Origin of the sequence: Bacillus smithii, from assembly GCF_001050115.1 — a bacterium.
GTDB lineage: Bacteria > Bacillota > Bacilli > Bacillales > DSM-4216 > Bacillus_O > Bacillus_O smithii.
In genome coordinates this window covers 1375446-1392742 of the sequence record NZ_CP012024.1, presented here as the reverse complement: position 1 = coordinate 1392742, position 17297 = coordinate 1375446, and the positions used below count along the sequence as shown (strand labels likewise).

Annotated in this window: 20 protein-coding genes; all 20 read right to left on the bottom strand. The window is 42.0% G+C overall.

Annotated elements, in window-relative coordinates; genetic code table 11:
- The gene (flhF, locus tag BSM4216_RS06615) at positions 1–1122 is read right to left on the bottom strand and encodes a flagellar biosynthesis GTPase FlhF (RefSeq protein WP_048623175.1); all 1122 of its coding nucleotides are present in this window, start codon (positions 1120–1122) and stop codon (positions 1–3) included.
- Positions 1119–3407 (bottom strand): flagellar biosynthesis protein FlhA, encoded by a 2289-nt coding sequence (gene flhA / locus BSM4216_RS06610; RefSeq protein WP_048623174.1) that lies wholly within the window; start codon positions 3405–3407, stop codon positions 1119–1121. The genes flhF and flhA overlap by 4 nt, the downstream gene beginning before the upstream one ends.
- 28 nt (positions 3408–3435) lie before the next feature.
- Entirely contained in the window at positions 3436–4518 is a 1083-nt protein-coding gene (flhB, locus tag BSM4216_RS06605) for a flagellar biosynthesis protein FlhB (RefSeq protein ID WP_048623173.1), read from the bottom strand.
- Between the two features lies 1 nt (position 4519).
- The gene (fliR, locus tag BSM4216_RS06600) at positions 4520–5296 is read right to left on the bottom strand and encodes a flagellar biosynthetic protein FliR (RefSeq protein ID WP_048623172.1); all 777 of its coding nucleotides are present in this window, start codon (positions 5294–5296) and stop codon (positions 4520–4522) included.
- Between the two features lie 4 nt (positions 5297–5300).
- Positions 5301–5570: a flagellar biosynthesis protein FliQ gene (gene fliQ, locus BSM4216_RS06595; protein ID WP_003354594.1), complete on the bottom strand. Its 270-nt coding sequence runs from the start codon at positions 5568–5570 to the stop codon at positions 5301–5303.
- 11 nt (positions 5571–5581) lie between these two features.
- Positions 5582–6250 (bottom strand): flagellar type III secretion system pore protein FliP, encoded by a 669-nt coding sequence (fliP, locus tag BSM4216_RS06590; RefSeq protein WP_003354593.1) that lies wholly within the window; start codon positions 6248–6250, stop codon positions 5582–5584.
- A complete protein-coding gene (locus tag BSM4216_RS06585; RefSeq protein WP_048623171.1) occupies positions 6243–6917 on the bottom strand; it encodes a flagellar biosynthetic protein FliO in 675 nt (224 codons plus the stop codon). Before BSM4216_RS06585 ends, fliP begins: the two co-directional genes overlap by 8 nt.
- 20 nt (positions 6918–6937) lie before the next feature.
- Entirely contained in the window at positions 6938–7300 is a 363-nt protein-coding gene (locus BSM4216_RS06580; protein ID WP_048623170.1) for a response regulator, read from the bottom strand.
- Positions 7301–7320: 20 nt separating this feature from the next.
- Complete coding sequence (fliY, locus tag BSM4216_RS06575) at positions 7321–8547, bottom strand: flagellar motor switch phosphatase FliY (protein WP_048623169.1); 1227 nt, start codon at positions 8545–8547, stop codon at positions 7321–7323.
- On the bottom strand, positions 8537–9538 hold the full coding sequence (gene fliM, locus BSM4216_RS06570) for a flagellar motor switch protein FliM (protein WP_003354587.1): 1002 nt from the start codon (positions 9536–9538) through the stop codon (positions 8537–8539). The genes fliY and fliM overlap by 11 nt, the downstream gene beginning before the upstream one ends.
- A gap of 25 nt (positions 9539–9563) precedes the next feature.
- Positions 9564–10019 (bottom strand): flagellar basal body-associated protein FliL, encoded by a 456-nt coding sequence (gene fliL, locus BSM4216_RS06565; protein ID WP_048623168.1) that lies wholly within the window; start codon positions 10017–10019, stop codon positions 9564–9566.
- A complete protein-coding gene (locus BSM4216_RS06560) occupies positions 10009–10230 on the bottom strand; it encodes a flagellar FlbD family protein (protein WP_040341507.1) in 222 nt (73 codons plus the stop codon). The genes fliL and BSM4216_RS06560 overlap by 11 nt, the downstream gene beginning before the upstream one ends.
- A gap of 60 nt (positions 10231–10290) precedes the next feature.
- Positions 10291–11085: a flagellar basal body rod protein FlgG gene (gene flgG, locus BSM4216_RS06555; RefSeq protein WP_048623167.1), complete on the bottom strand. Its 795-nt coding sequence runs from the start codon at positions 11083–11085 to the stop codon at positions 10291–10293.
- A 146-nt stretch (positions 11086–11231) separates the two neighbouring features.
- Positions 11232–11720, bottom strand: a complete 489-nt coding sequence (locus tag BSM4216_RS06550) for a flagellar hook capping FlgD N-terminal domain-containing protein (protein ID WP_048623166.1) — start codon at positions 11718–11720, stop codon at positions 11232–11234.
- An 8-nt stretch (positions 11721–11728) separates the two neighbouring features.
- On the bottom strand, positions 11729–13093 hold the full coding sequence (locus tag BSM4216_RS06545; RefSeq protein WP_048623165.1) for a flagellar hook-length control protein FliK: 1365 nt from the start codon (positions 13091–13093) through the stop codon (positions 11729–11731).
- 45 nt (positions 13094–13138) lie between these two features.
- On the bottom strand, positions 13139–13747 hold the full coding sequence (locus tag BSM4216_RS06540) for a MotE family protein (RefSeq protein ID WP_048623164.1): 609 nt from the start codon (positions 13745–13747) through the stop codon (positions 13139–13141).
- A gap of 5 nt (positions 13748–13752) precedes the next feature.
- The gene (gene fliJ / locus BSM4216_RS06535) at positions 13753–14199 is read right to left on the bottom strand and encodes a flagellar export protein FliJ (RefSeq protein ID WP_048623163.1); all 447 of its coding nucleotides are present in this window, start codon (positions 14197–14199) and stop codon (positions 13753–13755) included.
- Entirely contained in the window at positions 14199–15524 is a 1326-nt protein-coding gene (fliI, locus tag BSM4216_RS06530) for a flagellar protein export ATPase FliI (protein WP_048623162.1), read from the bottom strand. Before fliI ends, fliJ begins: the two co-directional genes overlap by 1 nt.
- On the bottom strand, positions 15521–16282 hold the full coding sequence (gene fliH, locus BSM4216_RS06525) for a flagellar assembly protein FliH (RefSeq protein WP_048623161.1): 762 nt from the start codon (positions 16280–16282) through the stop codon (positions 15521–15523). Before fliH ends, fliI begins: the two co-directional genes overlap by 4 nt.
- Positions 16275–17288, bottom strand: coding sequence for a flagellar motor switch protein FliG (fliG, locus tag BSM4216_RS06520; protein WP_048623160.1), 1014 nt, complete (start codon positions 17286–17288; stop codon positions 16275–16277). The genes fliH and fliG overlap by 8 nt, the downstream gene beginning before the upstream one ends.
- Positions 17289–17297: the final 9 nt, after the last annotated feature.

Sequence of the window (17297 nt, the reverse complement as noted above, 5' to 3'; positions counted from 1 at the left end):
TTACTCCCTCAATATTTCTTTCAAAATGATTTCAGGATTGCCAGTCAATAAATCGTCCGGGACGTTTTGTCCATTCGCCAGGAATCCTACTTTTTTCCTGTACTTGCAAACAAGATTGAACAATGAGCCTTTTCGCTTTGTTTCATCTAATTTCGTAAAAATAAATTGATCAAATGGAAGGTCTTGAAATTTTTCTATTACTTCTTCCAAATCTTCTGCTTTGGACGTAAGAGCCAGCACAAGATATGTCTCCATCTCTTCACGGACCGGAATGATTTCTTTTAATTGGTCGATATACTGATTTTCCCGATAATTACGTCCCGCCGTGTCAATCAAAACGAGGTCATAATCCAAAAATTTTTGCGTCGCCTTTTCAAAATCAGCAGAATTATAAACAACCTCTACAGGCACGTTCAGCAAATTGGCATAAGTTTTTAATTGTTCAATCGCGGCAATTCGGAAAGTATCCGTGGTGATAAAAGCAATTTTTTTCTTGTATTCCAGCACTGCTTTTGCCGCCAATTTCGCCAACGTAGTCGTTTTTCCCACGCCGGTCGGCCCGACAACATTGATATATTTTTTAGCAAATAGCGGGTTGTCGGTTTGAACGGATTGAAGTTTTCTTTTTAAGTAATCAATGGCTCGTTTGCGTATTTCTGTTTCGCTCACTTCGCCCTTGGATTCAATATAAAACGCATATAGCTCGTCCCCGATGGTTCGCACATGGTCGGATCCGATTTCTTTTTGCTCCAATTCTGACAGAATGGAATGAATCATTTCCGGGTATTTGGAACGATCCTCTTTTGATGTCAAAAGAGCGATCATCGACTTTAATTCTTCTAATTCCTGTTTGAGCTGTTGATTTTCGCCGTGGTCAGCTTGCTTTTGCCGTTCTGAAACATGGAGAGGCATTTTCGGCTGTTCCGCTTCCATCCTTTCCATCATTTCCAGTTCAGGATCCACAGCGGCAATCACTTCAAATTGTTTCTTTTTAAAAAAACCGAGAAAGCCTCCACCGTACGTAATCTTGGAATTCAGAATAACAGCGTGCTCGCCTAACTCCTTTCTAATTTTTTTCATGGCTTCCGGCATGGAAGGGGCTATAAATTTCTTCACTTTCATTCGATGGTCACCACCCCGACGCTTTGTACTTCCACATTTGGTTCAAGTTCGTTGAAAGATAGGATCGGTAATCGTGGAAAATATCTTTCCAACAGCTGCCTTACAAACATTCGAATTGCCGGAGAACATAAAATGACCGGCATTTGCTGCATGATAGAAACTTCTTCTACTTTTTTTGAAACGGCTTCTATTAATTTTTGCGAATTGACCGGGTCGATCGACAAATAATTTCCATGCTCAGTTTGTTGTACACTATCAGCGATCAATTTTTCCACCTGCGCTGACAAAGTGATCACTTTGATGGTTCCTTCATCGGCATATTGATTGGTAATTTGTCGTGATAAAGCTTGACGAACATACTCGGTTAACAAATCGGTGTCGGATGTTAATTTGCCGTAATCGGCTAGCGTTTCAAAAATGATCGGCAGATTGCGTATCGAAATATTTTCTTTTAACAGTTTTGCCAACACTTTTTGTATGTCTCCAACGGATAAAGGATTCGGTGTTACTTCTTCAACAAGAACAGGATACGTTTCTTTCATATGGTCAATCAATTGCTGCGTTTCTTGTCTTCCGAGCAAATCATGGGCATTTGCTTTCAATACTTCCGTTAAATGATCGGTTAACAAATCGGTGTCGGATGTTAATTTGCCGTAATCGGCTAGCGTTTCAAAAATGATCGGCAGATTGCGTATCGAAATATTTTCTTTTAACAGTTTTGCCAACACTTTTTGTATGTCTCCAACGGATAAAGGATTCGGTGTTACTTCTTCAACAAGAACAGGATACGTTTCTTTCATATGGTCAATCAATTGCTGCGTTTCTTGTCTTCCGAGCAAATCATGGGCATTTGCTTTCAATACTTCCGTTAAATGAGTGGAAACAACACTCGGTGGGTCGACGACAGTATAGCCCAGCATTTCTGCTTGATCTTTTACTTCTTCCGTAATCCATTTGGCAGGAAGACCGAATGAAGGCTCAATCGTATCAATTCCTTCAATCGAATCCTCTTCTTCGCCGGAATTCATGGCCAAATAGTGATCAAGAAACAACTCTCCTTTGGCCACTTCATTTCCTTTAATTTTAATTCTGTATTCATTCGGGGCTAATTGAATATTATCTCTGATGCGCACAACCGGAAGAATAATCCCCAATTCCATGGCCAGCTGTCTTCGGATCATCACAATCCGATCAAGCAAGTCGCCGCCTTGGTTTGCATCGGCAAGAGGGATAAGTCCATAGCCAAATTCAAATTCAATCGGGTCAATATTTAATAAATTGACGACATTTTCGGGCCGCCGCAATTCTTCTGCTTCGTTCTCTTCTTGAACCTCTTCCGTTTCCACCGGCTCATCCGGAACTTTTTGAAGCCTGTATCCTCCGATCGCAAGCAGCGCCGCAACCGGAATCGTCAGCAAATCATTAATAGGCGTGGCAATTCCAAGCAAAAAAATGGTACCGGCCGTAACATATAACATTTTAGGATAGGATAACAATTGAGACATTACATCTTCGCCAAGATTGCTGTTTGAAGCGGTTCGAGTGACAATGATGCCAGTAGCGGTGGAAATTAATAATGCCGGTATCTGGCTGACAATTCCGTCCCCCACTGTCAACAATGAATAATGATTGGCTGCATCTTGAAACCCCATACCTTGCTGGACCATGCCAATGACCATTCCAAAAATCAAGTTAATGATGACGATAATAATACCGGCGATCGCATCGCCTTTTACAAATTTAGTCGCACCATCCATCGCTCCGTAAAAATCTGCTTCCCGTGAAATATTTTCACGTCGTTCCCGCGCTTCCTGCTCCGATATCATTCCTGCATTTAAATCCGCGTCAATGGCCATCTGTTTACCCGGCATAGCATCTAAAGTAAAACGTGCTGCCACTTCAGAAACGCGTTCTGCTCCTCTCGTGATGACAACAAACTGAATAATGATTAATATGAGGAACACGACTAAACCAACAACCAAATTTCCGCCGACAACAAACGTTCCAAACGTTTCGACAACGCCTCCTGCCTCCCCTTTGCTCAAAATAGAACGCGTTGTCGACACGTTTAAACCTAATCGAAATAAGGTTAATAGAAGCAGCAAAGACGGAAATACGGAAAATTGGAGCGCTTCATTCATATTCATGGTTGTTAACAGCACCAATAACGCAAGAGATATGTTCAGGATAATCAAAATGCTTAATAGCCATGAAGGAAAAGGAATAATAAGCATTGCGACGATTAAAATGACTCCCAGTAACACCGAAAAATCTCTTACCTTCATGATGTTCTCTCCCAACTTTCAATAAGACCTACACTTTATTTTTTAATCGGTACACATACGCCAAAATTTCAGCGACCGCTTTGAAAAATTCTTCCGGTATCCTCTCTCCAATTTCCACCTGGGTGTACAGAGCCCTTGCCAACGGACGGTTTTCAACCGTTTCAACATGATTCTCTTTGGCGATGGCCTTAATCTTTTGCGCCAAATAATCTGCCCCTTTAGCGACTACAACCGGCGCATCCATTTTCTCCTCTTCATATTTCAGCGCAACGGCAAAATGAGTTGGATTGGTGATTACGACGTCTGCGTTAGGCACTTCTTGCATCATTCTTCTCATCGCCATTTCCCGTTGTCTTTGCTTAATCCGTGATTTGATTTGCGGGTCGCCTTCTGAGTTTTTATATTCATCTTTAATGTCTTGCTTTGACATTCGAATGCTTTTTTCAAAATCGTATTTCTGATAAAGATAATCAAACAAGGCCAAAAACAACAGAGCGATCGAAGCAGAAATTCCCATTTGCACCGTTAACGTTCCTACCGTTTTCAATGAATCGGACAATGACTCAAAAGACAGGCCAAGTACTCTGTCCATATTCATCCACAAAATCACAAAGGTCACGGTTCCGACAATGGAAATTTTTAAAATGGACTTCAGTAACTCTACTAGTGCCTTAATCGAAAAAATCCTTTGAAATCCTTTCATAGGATCGATTTTTTCCAGCTTGGGAACCAACGTCTCCGTCGTAAACAAAAACCCAACTTGCAGATAATTGGCGGCTAAACTTCCCACTAATGCGACAAGCAGAAAAGGGCCGACCATATATGCAAAATCTTTCAATACATCTAAAACGATGGATTTTAAGTTTCCTTCCGTAATAGGCATGAGCATATAATCTTGAAAAGAACGTGAAAAGAGCCGCCTCACAATATCGCCAAGAAAAGAAGAAGCAAAATAGAGCGAGGAAAAAACAGCCAACAGATTGATTGCCGTAACGACCTCTTGGCTTTTTGCCACTTGACCTTTCTTCTTCGCTTCTTCCCTTCTTTTGGGTGTGGCTTTTTCCGTTTTCTCCCCCGCAAAAAACTGCAAATCAACGGTCAATAATCTCACTTTACGTCCCTCCGATGATTTTCATCACATCTCTCATCGCGTATAGCATCATTTCAAATAAATGTTGCACCACCGCGAAAATGGCACTCATCACCACGATCATGACAATAAAAGCCACGGCAATCTTCACAGGAAATCCGACAACAAAAATATTCATCTGCGGAACGGTGCGGGCAATAATCCCCAACGCGACGTCGACTAGAAATAGGGATGCAACCACCGGAACGGCCATTTGAAAGGCGATGACAAACATGGATTGGAAAGCATGAATCATATACTGCGCAAAAGAGCTGCTGCCAAGCGAAAACTTCCCTTGTTCCAGCGGTATGAGCTGATAACTGTAATAAATTCCGTCCAAGAGAAGATGATGCCCGTTTACAGAAAGCAAAAAAAGCAGAGCAAACATGTAAAAATATTGTCCCATGATCGGACTTTGCATTCCTGTGTGAGGATCAATGACATTGGCAATGGTAAACCCCATCTGAAAATCAATGAGAGCTCCGGCTACTTGAACCGCCGCCATCACCAACGCAGCTGTAAATCCAATCAACAGACCGACAAGCATCTCTTTTAATATTAATAAAAAGTAGGCGCCATCTATCGCAATCGGCGCAGTATTCATGGTATAGTACATCATCCAAGAAAGAGCGAAAGAAACGCCCACCCGATGTATGGCCGGAATGGTCCGATACGAAAAAAGCGGCACGGTCACAAAAAAAGACGCTACCCGGACAAAAATGAGAAGAAACACGGAGAATTTCGGAACTAGCTGATCCATGCCATCATCCCACAAACTGTGTTAAATTCGATAAAATTTGCGAAGTATAAGAAATCATATGAGTCAGCATCCAAGGACCAAAAAATACCAATCCAACCAGCATCGCCACAATTTTAGGAATGAAAGCGAGTGTTTGTTCTTGAATTTGAGTCATTGCTTGAAAAATACTCACGACAAGTCCGACAATGAGCCCAATCAGCATGATCGGACCGGATAGAATCAAAATCATATAAACTCCTTTTTCTGCGAGAGAAATGACCATTTCGGGATTCATGTACTCTTCACCTACTTATAACTTTGTAAAAGCGACTCAATCACTAAATGCCAGCCATCGACAAGAACGAATAATAATATTTTAAATGGCAATGAAATCATAATCGGAGGAAGCATCATCATCCCCATAGACATGAGTACACTGGACACCACCATATCGATGACAAGAAAAGGAATAAAAAGCATAAATCCCATTTGAAACGCCGTTTTCAACTCGCTGATCGCAAACGCCGGCACAAGCGCAGTTAACGGTATATCCTCTATGCTTTTTGGCCGTTTCGCATTCGAATATTGCAAAAATAAGTCCAAATCCTTTTCTCTCGTGTATCGACTCATAAAGTCTTTAAAAGGGACGCTCGCCCGATCATAAGCTTCTTCCAGATTGATTTCATTTTTAAAAAGAGGAGTCAAAGCTTCTTTATTGACCTGTTGAAACACCGGCGTCATGATAAAAAAAGTCAAAAACAAAGCAAGGCCCACCAATACTTGGTTCGGCGGCATCTGTTGCGTTCCCAAGGCAGTACGGACAAAAGACAGCACAATGATGATGCGCGTAAAACAAGTCATTAAAATCAAAATACTCGGCGCCAGCGATAAAACGGTCAAAAGAAGAAGCAGTTTTACCGACAATGACACATTTTCCGGGGAGCTGTTATTAAAATAATGCATAAATTCATTCATCAGACTTCTTCTCCTTGGTTTCCAGCTGCTGGAGCGCTTGCTCCCTTGAAGTTTTTATTTCGTTTAACTGCTTTTCAAGCACACTTTTAAAAGGCGCTGAACCACCTTTTTTGACCGCTTTTTGTTTTCTCTCCTGCCATTTTCTCAAAGCGACCGTAAAAATATCTTTCGTATCCAGCAATAGATCCTTTTGTTGATTGTAAACTTGCAAAAGCTGTTTATATTCTTCTTGGTCGTTGATTTCTTTCAGCAGTTCTATGTTTTCACCAACTCCCAGAATAAAAATGCGTTCTCCCACCTTTACCAATTGGATGGAGCGGTTTCCTCCAAGAGGAGAACCGCCCAAATGCTGGATCAGCTTCGAATCTTGATAAGTTTGGCTTTTTTTATTGATAAATTTGATTAAAAAGTAGATTAATACAATCACAAAAAGGAGCGCGAACAGCATTCTTGCATAATCCCAAGCACTGACTCCGGAAATATCGTCCGTCGCAGTGCTTTTTTCTTTTTTAGATGTTCCTGAATCCTGACATTTATCAGGATGTTCGATACAATCTTTTACGTTTCCGCTCAAAGTTCCCGCGGCAGTGACAGATGTTCCGCCAATACCCAAGAGAAACAGGCTAATGAATATGATCAAACACTTTTTGACTCGTTCCAGATTCAATCGAAAGCACCTTCTTAACATTAACCAAGCGTCTTTTTAATTGCTTCTATCACCCGATCCGCTTGGAAAGGCTTGACGATAAAGTCTTTTGCTCCGGCTTGAATCGCATCAATGACCATAGCCTGCTGTCCCATGGCCGAACACATAATGACTTTCGCATTGGCATCAATCGCTTTTATCGCTTTTAACGCTTCAATTCCATCCATGTCAGGCATCGTAATATCCATCGTTACAAGATCCGGCTGCAACTCTTTATATTTTTCCACGGCTTGATTTCCATCGGCCGCTTCTCCAACCACTTCATAACCGTTTTTCGTTAAAATATCTTTGATCATCATTCTCATAAAAGCTGCATCATCTACAACTAAAATACGATTTCCCATTTTCATTCCTCCTCAAATGATTATTTTAATTGATGAATGCGTTCACTTTGGCTTTGTATTTCCGTTATACGAACACCGAAATTTTCATCTATAACCACAACTTCGCCCTTTGCTATCAACCTATTATTGACCAATATATCCACCGGTTCCCCTGCCAGTTTATCGAGCTCAATGATAGAGCCGGAGGAAAGTTCCAGAATATCCTTTACCGTGCGCACGGTTCTTCCAAGCTCGACAGTCACATTTAAAGGAATATCAAGCAATAAATCTAAATTTCTTGTTTCAACAGAAGGTGCGGTTGTCGGCTGAAATTCCGCAAAAGCGGCAGGCTCCACATGAACCATCGGTTCCGTTTTCCTGCTTTTTCCTACATTCTCTTCTTTCTGAACATCGGGTTGTGGTCGGTCGGTTTTCGACGCAGTCTCTTTCCTTCCCTCAGCGATTGTTCCTTTTTGAACAGAATTTTTATCTGATGCGTTTTCTTCATTTGCCATTTGCGGCTCTTCCCCATCGGTTGAAGGGTTCACCAATTCTTCTACAAGACTTTTGGCAAATGAAATCGGCAATAATTGCATGATATTGGAATCAATTAAGTTTCCAATCGTTAAACGGAAGGAGACTTTGACGAACAGTTCGTGATCAGGTATAGCGTCAGATCCTTCTCCGTTTTTTAAGTCCATTAAGACGAGCGAAGGCGGGGAAATATCTACACGCTTTTGGAAGATGGTCGACATGGACGTGGCCGCCGAACCCATCATTTGGTTCATTGCTTCCTGGACGGCGCTTAGTTTGATGTCATCCAAAGTTTCGCTTGGATTCTCACCAGTTCCCCCTAGCATGAGATCCGCAATGATCGCGGCGTCTTGCTGTTTTATCACTAAAAGATTCACTCCGGCAAACCCATCGCGATATTCTACCAATATCGCAACATACGGATGAGGAAATTCATCCTGAATTTTGCTCCGAGGGATAATCGAAACAGAAGGTGTGGTAATATCTACTTTTTGGTTTAATAGACTGGACAAGGCTGTTGCCGAGCTACCGAACGAGATATTGCCGATTTCACCCAAGGCATCTTCTTCAACCGGCGTTAAATAATCTTCCGTATGTATCATTTCCTGTTGTTCTTGTTTTTCTTGTTGCGTTTCCACATCGTCTATCTCTTGATTCGGAGCTTCTGCGTCATTCACAGTTCCTTTCAGCAAAGCGTCAATCTCATCCTGCGAGAGCATGTCATCATTTTTCATCGTTTTCTCCCCCCTCAATGGAATCTATAATTTGCACAGCCAGTTGTTTGTTGACTCTTCCCGGTTGGCCGATAAATTTAGGAACATCCCCTGTTTTGATTATCAATGGCTCATCGATTTTTCTATCCAGTCTGATGACATCTCCCACATCCAACGTTAAAAATTCCTCAATCGTAATCTCAGAAGTTCCCAGTTCTGCCGTCACCGGAATTTGCGCATTTCGTAGATTCTTTTCTAAAATCTCCAATTCCCCGGGCTTGCGCTCTTTTTTTTCAGATGTTTGCATCCAATAGTGTACGGATAATTTCGGAAGAATAGGTTCCAACACTACATGAGGGATACAAATATTGATCATGCCCATCACTTCGCCAATGACCGTGTTCAAAGAAATGACCACGACGGTTTCATTGGGCGAAATCATTTGTAAAAACTGTGGATTTACTTCAAATTCAGTCAAGGACGGATTGATTTCAACAATGTTTTCCCATGCTTCCCGATAATGATAAAAAGCTCGTTCAAACATGTTTGACATAATATTTGTTTCGATTTCCGTCAATTTTTCAATTTTACTTTCTCCTGATCCTCTTCCTCCCAGCAAACGATCAACCAGCGCATAGGCGATATTCGGATTAATTTCCATAATAATCCTTCCATCTAACGGCGGAACCTCAAATACGTTTAAGATCGTCAAATTAGGGATTGATCGTATAAATTCTTCATAAGGAATTTGGTCCGCTGAAGCAACAGATATTTGTACATAAGTTCGCAGCTGAGCAGAAAAAAACGTCGTCAATAACCGTGAAAAGTTTTCATGAACCCGAGTTAAACTGCGGATTTGATCTTTTGAAAACCGCAGCGCTCGTTTAAAGTCGTATACTTTAACCTTTTTTTCTTCTTCTTCTTTTTTTAATTCATCCGCATTCATTTCCCCGGCAGATAGAGCCGACAAAAGAGCATCAATTTCACTTTGGGATAATACTTCCTCCGACAAAGAGCTTCACCTCCTTACGGTTCCATCAAGATTGTTGGATGATATAGGAGGTAATGTACACTTTGACGATTTTTCCTTCCTGCATCACCTCGTTTAATCTTGATTTCAACATTTCCGCCAGCTTTTCTTTTCCGGCTGCTCCTTTCAAATCTTCCGCTCTCATCCCGGATAATAATTCTATAATGATGTCCTTTGTTTGAAAATCACGTTTTTCGAGTTCTTCTTTTGCTTTTTTGCTGTCGGTTTGAATTTTAAAGGAAATGCGGATGAAGTCGTTCGAAGCCAAATTGGTTGTAATTTCCGGTACATCGACGGAACATTCCAGAACTTGATCAATATCCGGTTCTTTTCCTTGATGCCCGCTGTTCGACTTTAACATGATCACCAGCGCAACAGCCCCGGCCAATGTGATGACGGTTAAAATAATGAGCATAATGGTCAGCATTTTATTTCGACCTTGGCTAACCGCTTCATTCCCCATCGCCAGACACCTCCTTATCCAATTTTCCGAACAGCTGAATGCTCCGATAAAAATCCAGCACCAGCTTTTGCACCTGATCTTTGGATTCTTTCACTACATATTTGCGCCCATTCGTTAACGTAATCGTCGTATCCGGAAAAGCTTCGATCGTTTCTATGTAAAGTGCGTTTAACTGAAAGGGCCTTCCATTTAAGCGCGTTAATGTAATCATACTGTCAGAGGGCCGCTAAGAGCCTGCGGCCCCTCCCTCCCTTGCTAAAAAACTCGTATTCTATCGTTTTAGATTGACCAACTCTTCCAAAATTTGGTCCGAAGTCGTAATAATTCTTGAATTGGCTTGAAAGCCGCGTTGGGCCACAATCATTTCCGTGAATTCCTCAGATAAATCGACATTGGACATTTCCAAAGCACCGGGAACAATTTTTCCTGCTCCCTTTGTTCCTGGTGCATTACTATTCATATTGCCTGAATTCGTTGTGACCTGATAAAGGTTATTTCCAACCTTTTCTAAACCTTCGGGGTTGGGCAACTTAGCCAATGCGATTTGCCCTGCCGTTTTTAGAGTGTCCGAATCATCTACATAAGTAACTGTTCCATCAGCACCTATACTAATCGATTTAGCTGAAGTGGGAATATTAATTTTTTTGTCACCCATACCCATTACATATAGCCCATCTTCATTCACAAGATCTCCATTTTTATCGAGATAAAAGTTTCCGGCTCTAGTTAAGTAATCATTCGTTCCATCACGTACAATAAAAAATCCATCACCGGAAATGGCCAAATCAAGCGTCCTGCCGGTAGTCTGCAAGCTTCCTTGCGTTTGCACTGTATCGATAGCACCAAGTGTAGAGCCCAAACCGACTTGTTTCGGATTTGTTCCTCCTACTGCCCCAGCCACTGGAGCACTTGCCCCGGAAATTTCCTGGCTGACGAGGTCTTTAAAAATCGTACGTCCTTTTTTAAAGCCATAAGTGTTGACGTTGGCAATATTGTTCCCGATGACATCGAGTTTCGTTTGGAAATTTTTCATTCCGCCGATTCCCGAGTACATGGATCGAAGCATATCACATTTCCCCTTTCCGATTTTCTGCGACAGTTCATCGCTTGTCTCAAGCATTCCATAACAAGAGGTCGTTCTATCATCATTCATTTAGTTTCTAGCTTCAAATGATGATAGTTTCCATATTATTGAGCCATGCACAGACTTTTTCAGGTTTCATCCGTACTAGGAGTTTCAGACGATGCTTGAATTTCTGAAATATTGGCAGGCTCCAATACTGTGCCATCCGTTAACACAAACTCAACGCTATCTCCTGTAAATCGTACGGATGATACCACTCCATGTCCTTCTTTTACCACCGGGTCTCCATTTGGATCATCGCTGTCTTCCAGTTTGTGATAAGTGACGTTTTTCCCGACAAAAGAACTGTAAGCAATATATTGATTTTGCTGCTCCATGTTCAAAAGTTTCTCAAAAGAAGCAGCCAAATTCGTGATTTGTTCCAACGTCGAAAATTGCGCCATTTGGCCGATCATCTCATTATTGTCCATCGGACTCAAAGGATCTTGATTTTGCATCTCGGCCATTAACAGTTTTAAGAAATCATCTTTTCCTAAAATCGAATTGTCTTTTCCATTCGTATTGGATTGATTATTAGTCGTCGGTAAATAAAGGCTTGGATCAATGGTATTTCCCATATTCTCACCTAAACTTCCATATTAATGAGTAGTTCTTCAAAGGAACGGTCGGATTCTTTTTCATCGTCCTTTTGTTTTTGCGGCTGCTGCCGCTGTTCTTGGCGCCCGCCTTCAGATGAATCGCGATGATATGTGTCTAATTCAGGCGGATGAAACACGATCTCCACTTTATCTACGGAAATATTTTGTTGAGTGAATGCCTGTTTTAAAGAAGCTATATTAGAATCAATCAATTCTTTAACGGTTTGAGCGGAAGCCAAAATTCGCGCTGTTACAACGCCATCTTTTTGCTGCAGCTCAATCCGCAGCGTCCCCAAATTCTCTGGATACAATTTAATCATTAAAGTATTCGCATTCGGTTGTTTAGCAAATTGCGACTTTTCTAAGATCTGTCTAAATTTATCAATAAACTGCTGCAAGTTCATCAGTTTCGGATTTGATTGCAACGGAACTGAAATCGTTTCCCCGGCCTTAGCCGTATTGGACTGCAATGAAGAATTAAAAGACGCTTCATGTTCATTCAACGGCTGAATTTCCTTTGCACTCTCTCCCCATTTAGCGACCGATTCAAGTCCTGACAGTTCCTTTTCTCCATCTGTCGTTTGCGTTTGCGGTTGAACATAATGGGAATAAGCCTTTTTCAAAATGGCCAGCTGCTGGTTATCGGCTTCAACCGTTTCCGTCTCCGCTTTTTGGCTGATTTCACTTAAAAGCTTTTGAATCCAGTGCACAGACTCTGATACATTCGGTGATAACTGTGCTTTACTGTCGAGGTTCGTTAGCTGTTTTGCCGCTGCGAACAGTGGCACCATTACATTTGGATCTAGTTTTTTCCACTGATCGATGGGTAAAGCGACTAGCCCTTCTAACACTGCGATCAATTGTTCAACAGAATCCTTTTGTATCTTTGAATCGTTTTGTTCGATGTCAGGCGCTCCTGATCCCAGCCATTTGTGGAGGGCATCTGAAACCACAGCTTGAGCCTTTTGTAATAATTCAGACGGCAACACTAGATCTTTTAACGATTCGCCTTGCCACTCGATGGACGATTTTTCCAAACCCTCACCCGAGCCTTGACTGCCCTCAAGAATCTGCAAAACACGAGCGATCCAGTCTTGCGAAGACGCATTGTTTTGCTGCGGTGTGATAACGGACTTTGATCCCTTTCCGCTTTCTTCCATAACTTGGCTGAACAAAGCAGCAAACGGTGAGCCTTCAGCCATTTGGAAATCAGGCAACTCTAATGCAGCCGTTGATTGGACCGCACCCAACAATGGCATTTTCATCATTTCTGCATTTAAACTGACCCCGTTTTTGTTCGAAAAGGGGATCATGCTCCCCAACAAGGGCATTTGTTTCATCCCTGCATTCAAACCCTCACCTCCTTTCCAGTTCCCATCGATACAGAAGAAATGTCATTACGGATTGGCCAACAATCTTGTGTATTTGGCGGCTGTATCTGGCGGGAGTTTTTCCAACACTTGAGCTTGTTGGTCCGTATTCAGCTGTGACAAAATGCTGACCGCTTGTTCATCCGTCATTTTCATTAATATGGCCGCTACATTTTGAGGCGACATCGTTTCGTATGTTTTCGCAACGTTTTTGCTCATTTGAGCTTTATTGGCTGCTTGTTTTTGCTTCGAGAGATTTTCCATTTCAATATTTAGTCGATCATTTTCTACTTGCAGATCCTCCATTTTTGAATTGGCAGAATCCAGCTGGTTTTGCAATTGATCAATTTTCGATTGCTTTTTTTTCACTTCTTTTTCTAAGGAAGCAATTTTGTGCACATATTCATTCATCTTTTGCTTCTGCTCATGGGAAGCGGCCATTTGATCTAAAAACGGAATTTTGCCACCCGCTTTTTTGATAGCGTCAGCAACCGATACACCGGACACTGACATAACAAAATAAGCAATCACAGCAGCAAACACAAGCGGTATAATGCCAACAAATAATATCCATTGAAAAGCGCTATACTCTTTCTCTTCTTGATCTGGTTTGCCGGATATCTTGTTTTTTGCCATTTGACTCACCTGTTTCTCCGATTCATAAACTGAATAACGGAAAGTTCATCCATTTCTCTGTTTTCCATCTGCCCTAACAACTTTTGATATTTCTGCCATTCTTTTTCTTTAATTTTTTCGTATTTTTTCACTTCTATGTTCTTTTCTTTCAGCTTGTTTTCAAACCAGAACATTCTATTTCGTGCGTTCATCACCAGTTGCTGCTGATAGTCAATCATCTTTTCCAAATTACTGATGAACAACTGATAATGCTGGATTTCATACACCGGAAAGCCGGATGCCAATTGGGTCTCTTGAAAAGCCAGTAAATCTTCCTTTTTCTTTAATAACTCGTATAATTTCTCGGCGACTTGTTCAAATTGCCTTTTGGCGCGGTGATATCCCGATTGAATTTCTTCTTTTTCGCGTTCTTTTATTTGCAGGATTTTTTCGAACTTAAAATAGTATCCCATTACTGCCAGTCTCCTTTTTCACTTAAATGAATAAGCGAACGGATACTTTCTTCCATCGTCGACTTTTCATTCACATCTTGTTTCAAAAAGGAAACAATTTTTGGATAATAAGCAATCGCTTTGTCAATATCCTCGGATGAGCCTTTTTTGTAGGCGCCGATATTAATTAAATCTTCGGCGTTTAAATATGTACTCATCATTTCTCTTATTTTTGCAGCAGCATGTTTGTGGTCTTCTTCCGCCAACGTGTTCATCAGACGGCTGATGCTTTTCAGTACATGAATGGCCGGGAATTGACCTTTATTCGCAAGGTTTCGGTCCAGGACAATATGTCCGTCTAAAATTCCGCGAACGGTGTCTGCAATCGGTTCGTTCATGTCATCACCGTCTACCAGCACCGTGTAAAAAGCGGTGATGGTTCCTTTTTCGCTAGTACCGGTTCTCTCCAGCAATTTAGGCAAAATGGCAAAGACGCTAGGCGTATAACCCTTTGTCGCCGGCGGCTCTCCGGTAGCAAGCCCGATTTCCCGCTGAGCCATCGCTACGCGGGTGACAGAATCCATCAGCAACATGACATTGAATCCTTTATCACGAAAATATTCTGCAATGCTTGTCGCCGTATAGGCCCCCTTGATCCTCATGAGGGCAGGCTGATCGGAAGTGGCGGCCACTACAATGGAACGAGATAAACCTTCAGGCCCCAAATCTCGCTCAACAAATTCCCGCACTTCTCTTCCTCTTTCTCCGATGAGACCGATCACGTTGAGATCCGCTTTCGTATTGCGGGCAATCATGCCAAGCAATGTGCTTTTACCGACGCCGCTGCCTGCAAAAATGCCGACACGCTGACCTTTTCCTACAGTAAGCAGGCTGTCAATTGCACGAACCCCTACTTCCAAACGCTCCGATATAGGAGGGCGCTTTAAAGGATTGGGCGGTTCCTGATCGGTTGCGATAGACGAGAGACCTCTAGGCAAAACCGAACCGTCCATCGGCATACCGAGTGGATCGACAATTTTACCGATCAAAGCGGAACCCACTTTAATTTCCAACGGTTTTCCCTCAGATTCTACTAAACTTCCCGGCGCAATTTCACTCAAATGAGTATATGGCATTAAAATGACCATTTCATCACGAAAACCGACAACTTCCGCCAGAATCTTCTTATCTGATTGTTTTTGCGAAGGGTAAATATAGCATATATCGCCTACCGAACAATCGGGGCCTTGAGATTCGATCATAAGTCCGACGACCCGCTTGACTCGTCCATATTGCTGATAGGACGCTATATTGGCGATTTTATGAATAAGATCAGCCGCTTTCAAGCAAGATCACCTTCAAACATTTCCATGAGCGTCTGCCTGATTTTGAACAATTGACTGTCAACGCTGGCGTCCAACCTTCCATGTATAGTTTCGATAATGCAATCATTTATGTCTAAGTCTTCATCCGGATACAGATAAAGTTCAACGACAGCCGGAAAAATGGCCTCCAATTCTTCCTTTTGCGAAAGCAAAAACTCATAACGAGACGGATGAACGTGGACTTCAACTTCCCGTGAATCCTTAATTTCCTTAAAACTCCTTTTAACAAGAGACGAGAACAGTTCCTCATCTTTTTCTAAAACCGTCCCTAAAATCTTTTCCGCGGTTTTCATCGCTAGCTCTAAAATGACTTTTTCCGACTGAATAATATTCTTTTGAGCTTCCATTTTTGATTGTTCGACAACATTTTTCGCGGATTGAAGCAAAGTTTTATATTCCTTGTAGCCATCCTGCCGTCCTTGTTCTATCCCTCGTTCATATCCTTCCTGATAAGCTTGCTCCATTAAAGATTCCTTTTCTTGTTTCCACGACAATTTTTCTTGTTCTAGTTGTTCCTTTAGCTTTTTTGCTTCGTATTCCGCTTTCTCCATGATTTCATCTGCTTCTTGCCTTGCCTTTACAAGTAGTTGCCCCTTGTCTAAGTCTGTGCCGGCAGCAGACTCTTCATTTAATTCGGTGGTGGAGACTTCTCTAATGGTGATCACTCTCGCGGATCGTTTTTGCTGGTAGCCCCACGAAGATTTCAATATTTTAGACAATAATATCATCTCCTCCGCCCCGGGCAATAATAATTTCTCCAGCATCTTCCAATCTCCGAATGACGCCGACAATTCGCGACTGAGCCTCTTCGACATCACGAAGACGGACAGGGCCCATGTATTGCATTTCTTCTTTAAACGTTTCTGCCATTCTGGACGACATATTTCGAAAGACTACTTCTTTCACTTCCTCGCTCGCGACTTTTAACGCAAGCAGCAAATCTTCATTTTCGCAATCGCGGATAACACGCTGGATCGAACGGTTATCTAATGTCACGATATCTTCAAATACAAACATCCGCTTTTTAATTTCTTCTGCCAGTTCCGGATCTTGAACTTCTAAAGTATCTAAAATCGTTTTTTCCGTCGAACGATCCACACCGTTTAACACTTCAACAACTGCTTCAATTCCTCCAGTTTGCGTGTAGTCTTGTGTAACGGTGGCACTTAATTTTCTTTCTAAAATCGCCTCAACTTCACTGATGATTTCCGGCGAAGTCCGGTCCATAATCGCTATTCTACGCGCCACATCCGCTTGAACATCTTGAGGCAATTCTGACAGAATTTGCCCTGCTTGCTGCGGATCCAAATAAGAAAGTATTAACGCAATCGTTTGCGGATGCTCATTTTGGATAAAATTTAAAATTTGACTCGGGTCCGCTCGCCGTGCGAAATCGAACGGACGGACTTGCAAGGAAGAAGTAAGCCGATTGATGATGTCCTGAGCTTGTTCTTTGCCAAGCGCTTTTTCAAGGATCGTTTTCGCATAACCGATCCCTCCTTGAGAAATATAGTCTTGGGCCATGGCAAGTTGCTGAAATTCTTCCATCACTTCATCTTTTGCCTTTGAATCTACTTTTTTCACATTGGAAATCTCCAATGTTAACCGCTCAATCTCTTCTTCGGTCAAATGTTTGTAGACGGACGCCGAAACATCCGGCCCCATCGAAATAAGGAGAATGGCTGCTTTTTGTTTGCCTGTTAACTTGTTTTTCGTTCCGGCCAACCTTCACCC

Coding starts and splice junctions, on each gene's coding strand:
- BSM4216_RS06550 (WP_048623166.1), bottom strand. CDS start 11,720: ATGGGAAATACCATTGATCCAAGCCTTTATTTACCGACGACTAATAAT.
- flhA (WP_048623174.1), bottom strand. CDS start 3,407: ATGAAGGTAAGAGATTTTTCGGTGTTACTGGGAGTCATTTTAATCGTC.
- BSM4216_RS06560 (WP_040341507.1), bottom strand. CDS start 10,230: ATGATTACATTAACGCGCTTAAATGGAAGGCCCTTTCAGTTAAACGCA.
- fliP (WP_003354593.1), bottom strand. CDS start 6,250: ATGAATGAATTTATGCATTATTTTAATAACAGCTCCCCGGAAAATGTG.
- fliQ (WP_003354594.1), bottom strand. CDS start 5,570: ATGAATCCCGAAATGGTCATTTCTCTCGCAGAAAAAGGAGTTTATATG.
- fliR (WP_048623172.1), bottom strand. CDS start 5,296: ATGGATCAGCTAGTTCCGAAATTCTCCGTGTTTCTTCTCATTTTTGTC.
- BSM4216_RS06580 (WP_048623170.1), bottom strand. CDS start 7,300: ATGGGAAATCGTATTTTAGTTGTAGATGATGCAGCTTTTATGAGAATG.
- BSM4216_RS06540 (WP_048623164.1), bottom strand. CDS start 13,747: ATGGCAAAAAACAAGATATCCGGCAAACCAGATCAAGAAGAGAAAGAG.
- fliL (WP_048623168.1), bottom strand. CDS start 10,019: ATGGGGAATGAAGCGGTTAGCCAAGGTCGAAATAAAATGCTGACCATT.
- flgG (WP_048623167.1), bottom strand. CDS start 11,085: ATGCTTCGATCCATGTACTCGGGAATCGGCGGAATGAAAAATTTCCAA.
- flhF (WP_048623175.1), bottom strand. CDS start 1,122: ATGAAAGTGAAGAAATTTATAGCCCCTTCCATGCCGGAAGCCATGAAA.
- fliY (WP_048623169.1), bottom strand. CDS start 8,547: ATGAAAAATGATGACATGCTCTCGCAGGATGAGATTGACGCTTTGCTG.
- fliJ (WP_048623163.1), bottom strand. CDS start 14,199: ATGGGATACTATTTTAAGTTCGAAAAAATCCTGCAAATAAAAGAACGC.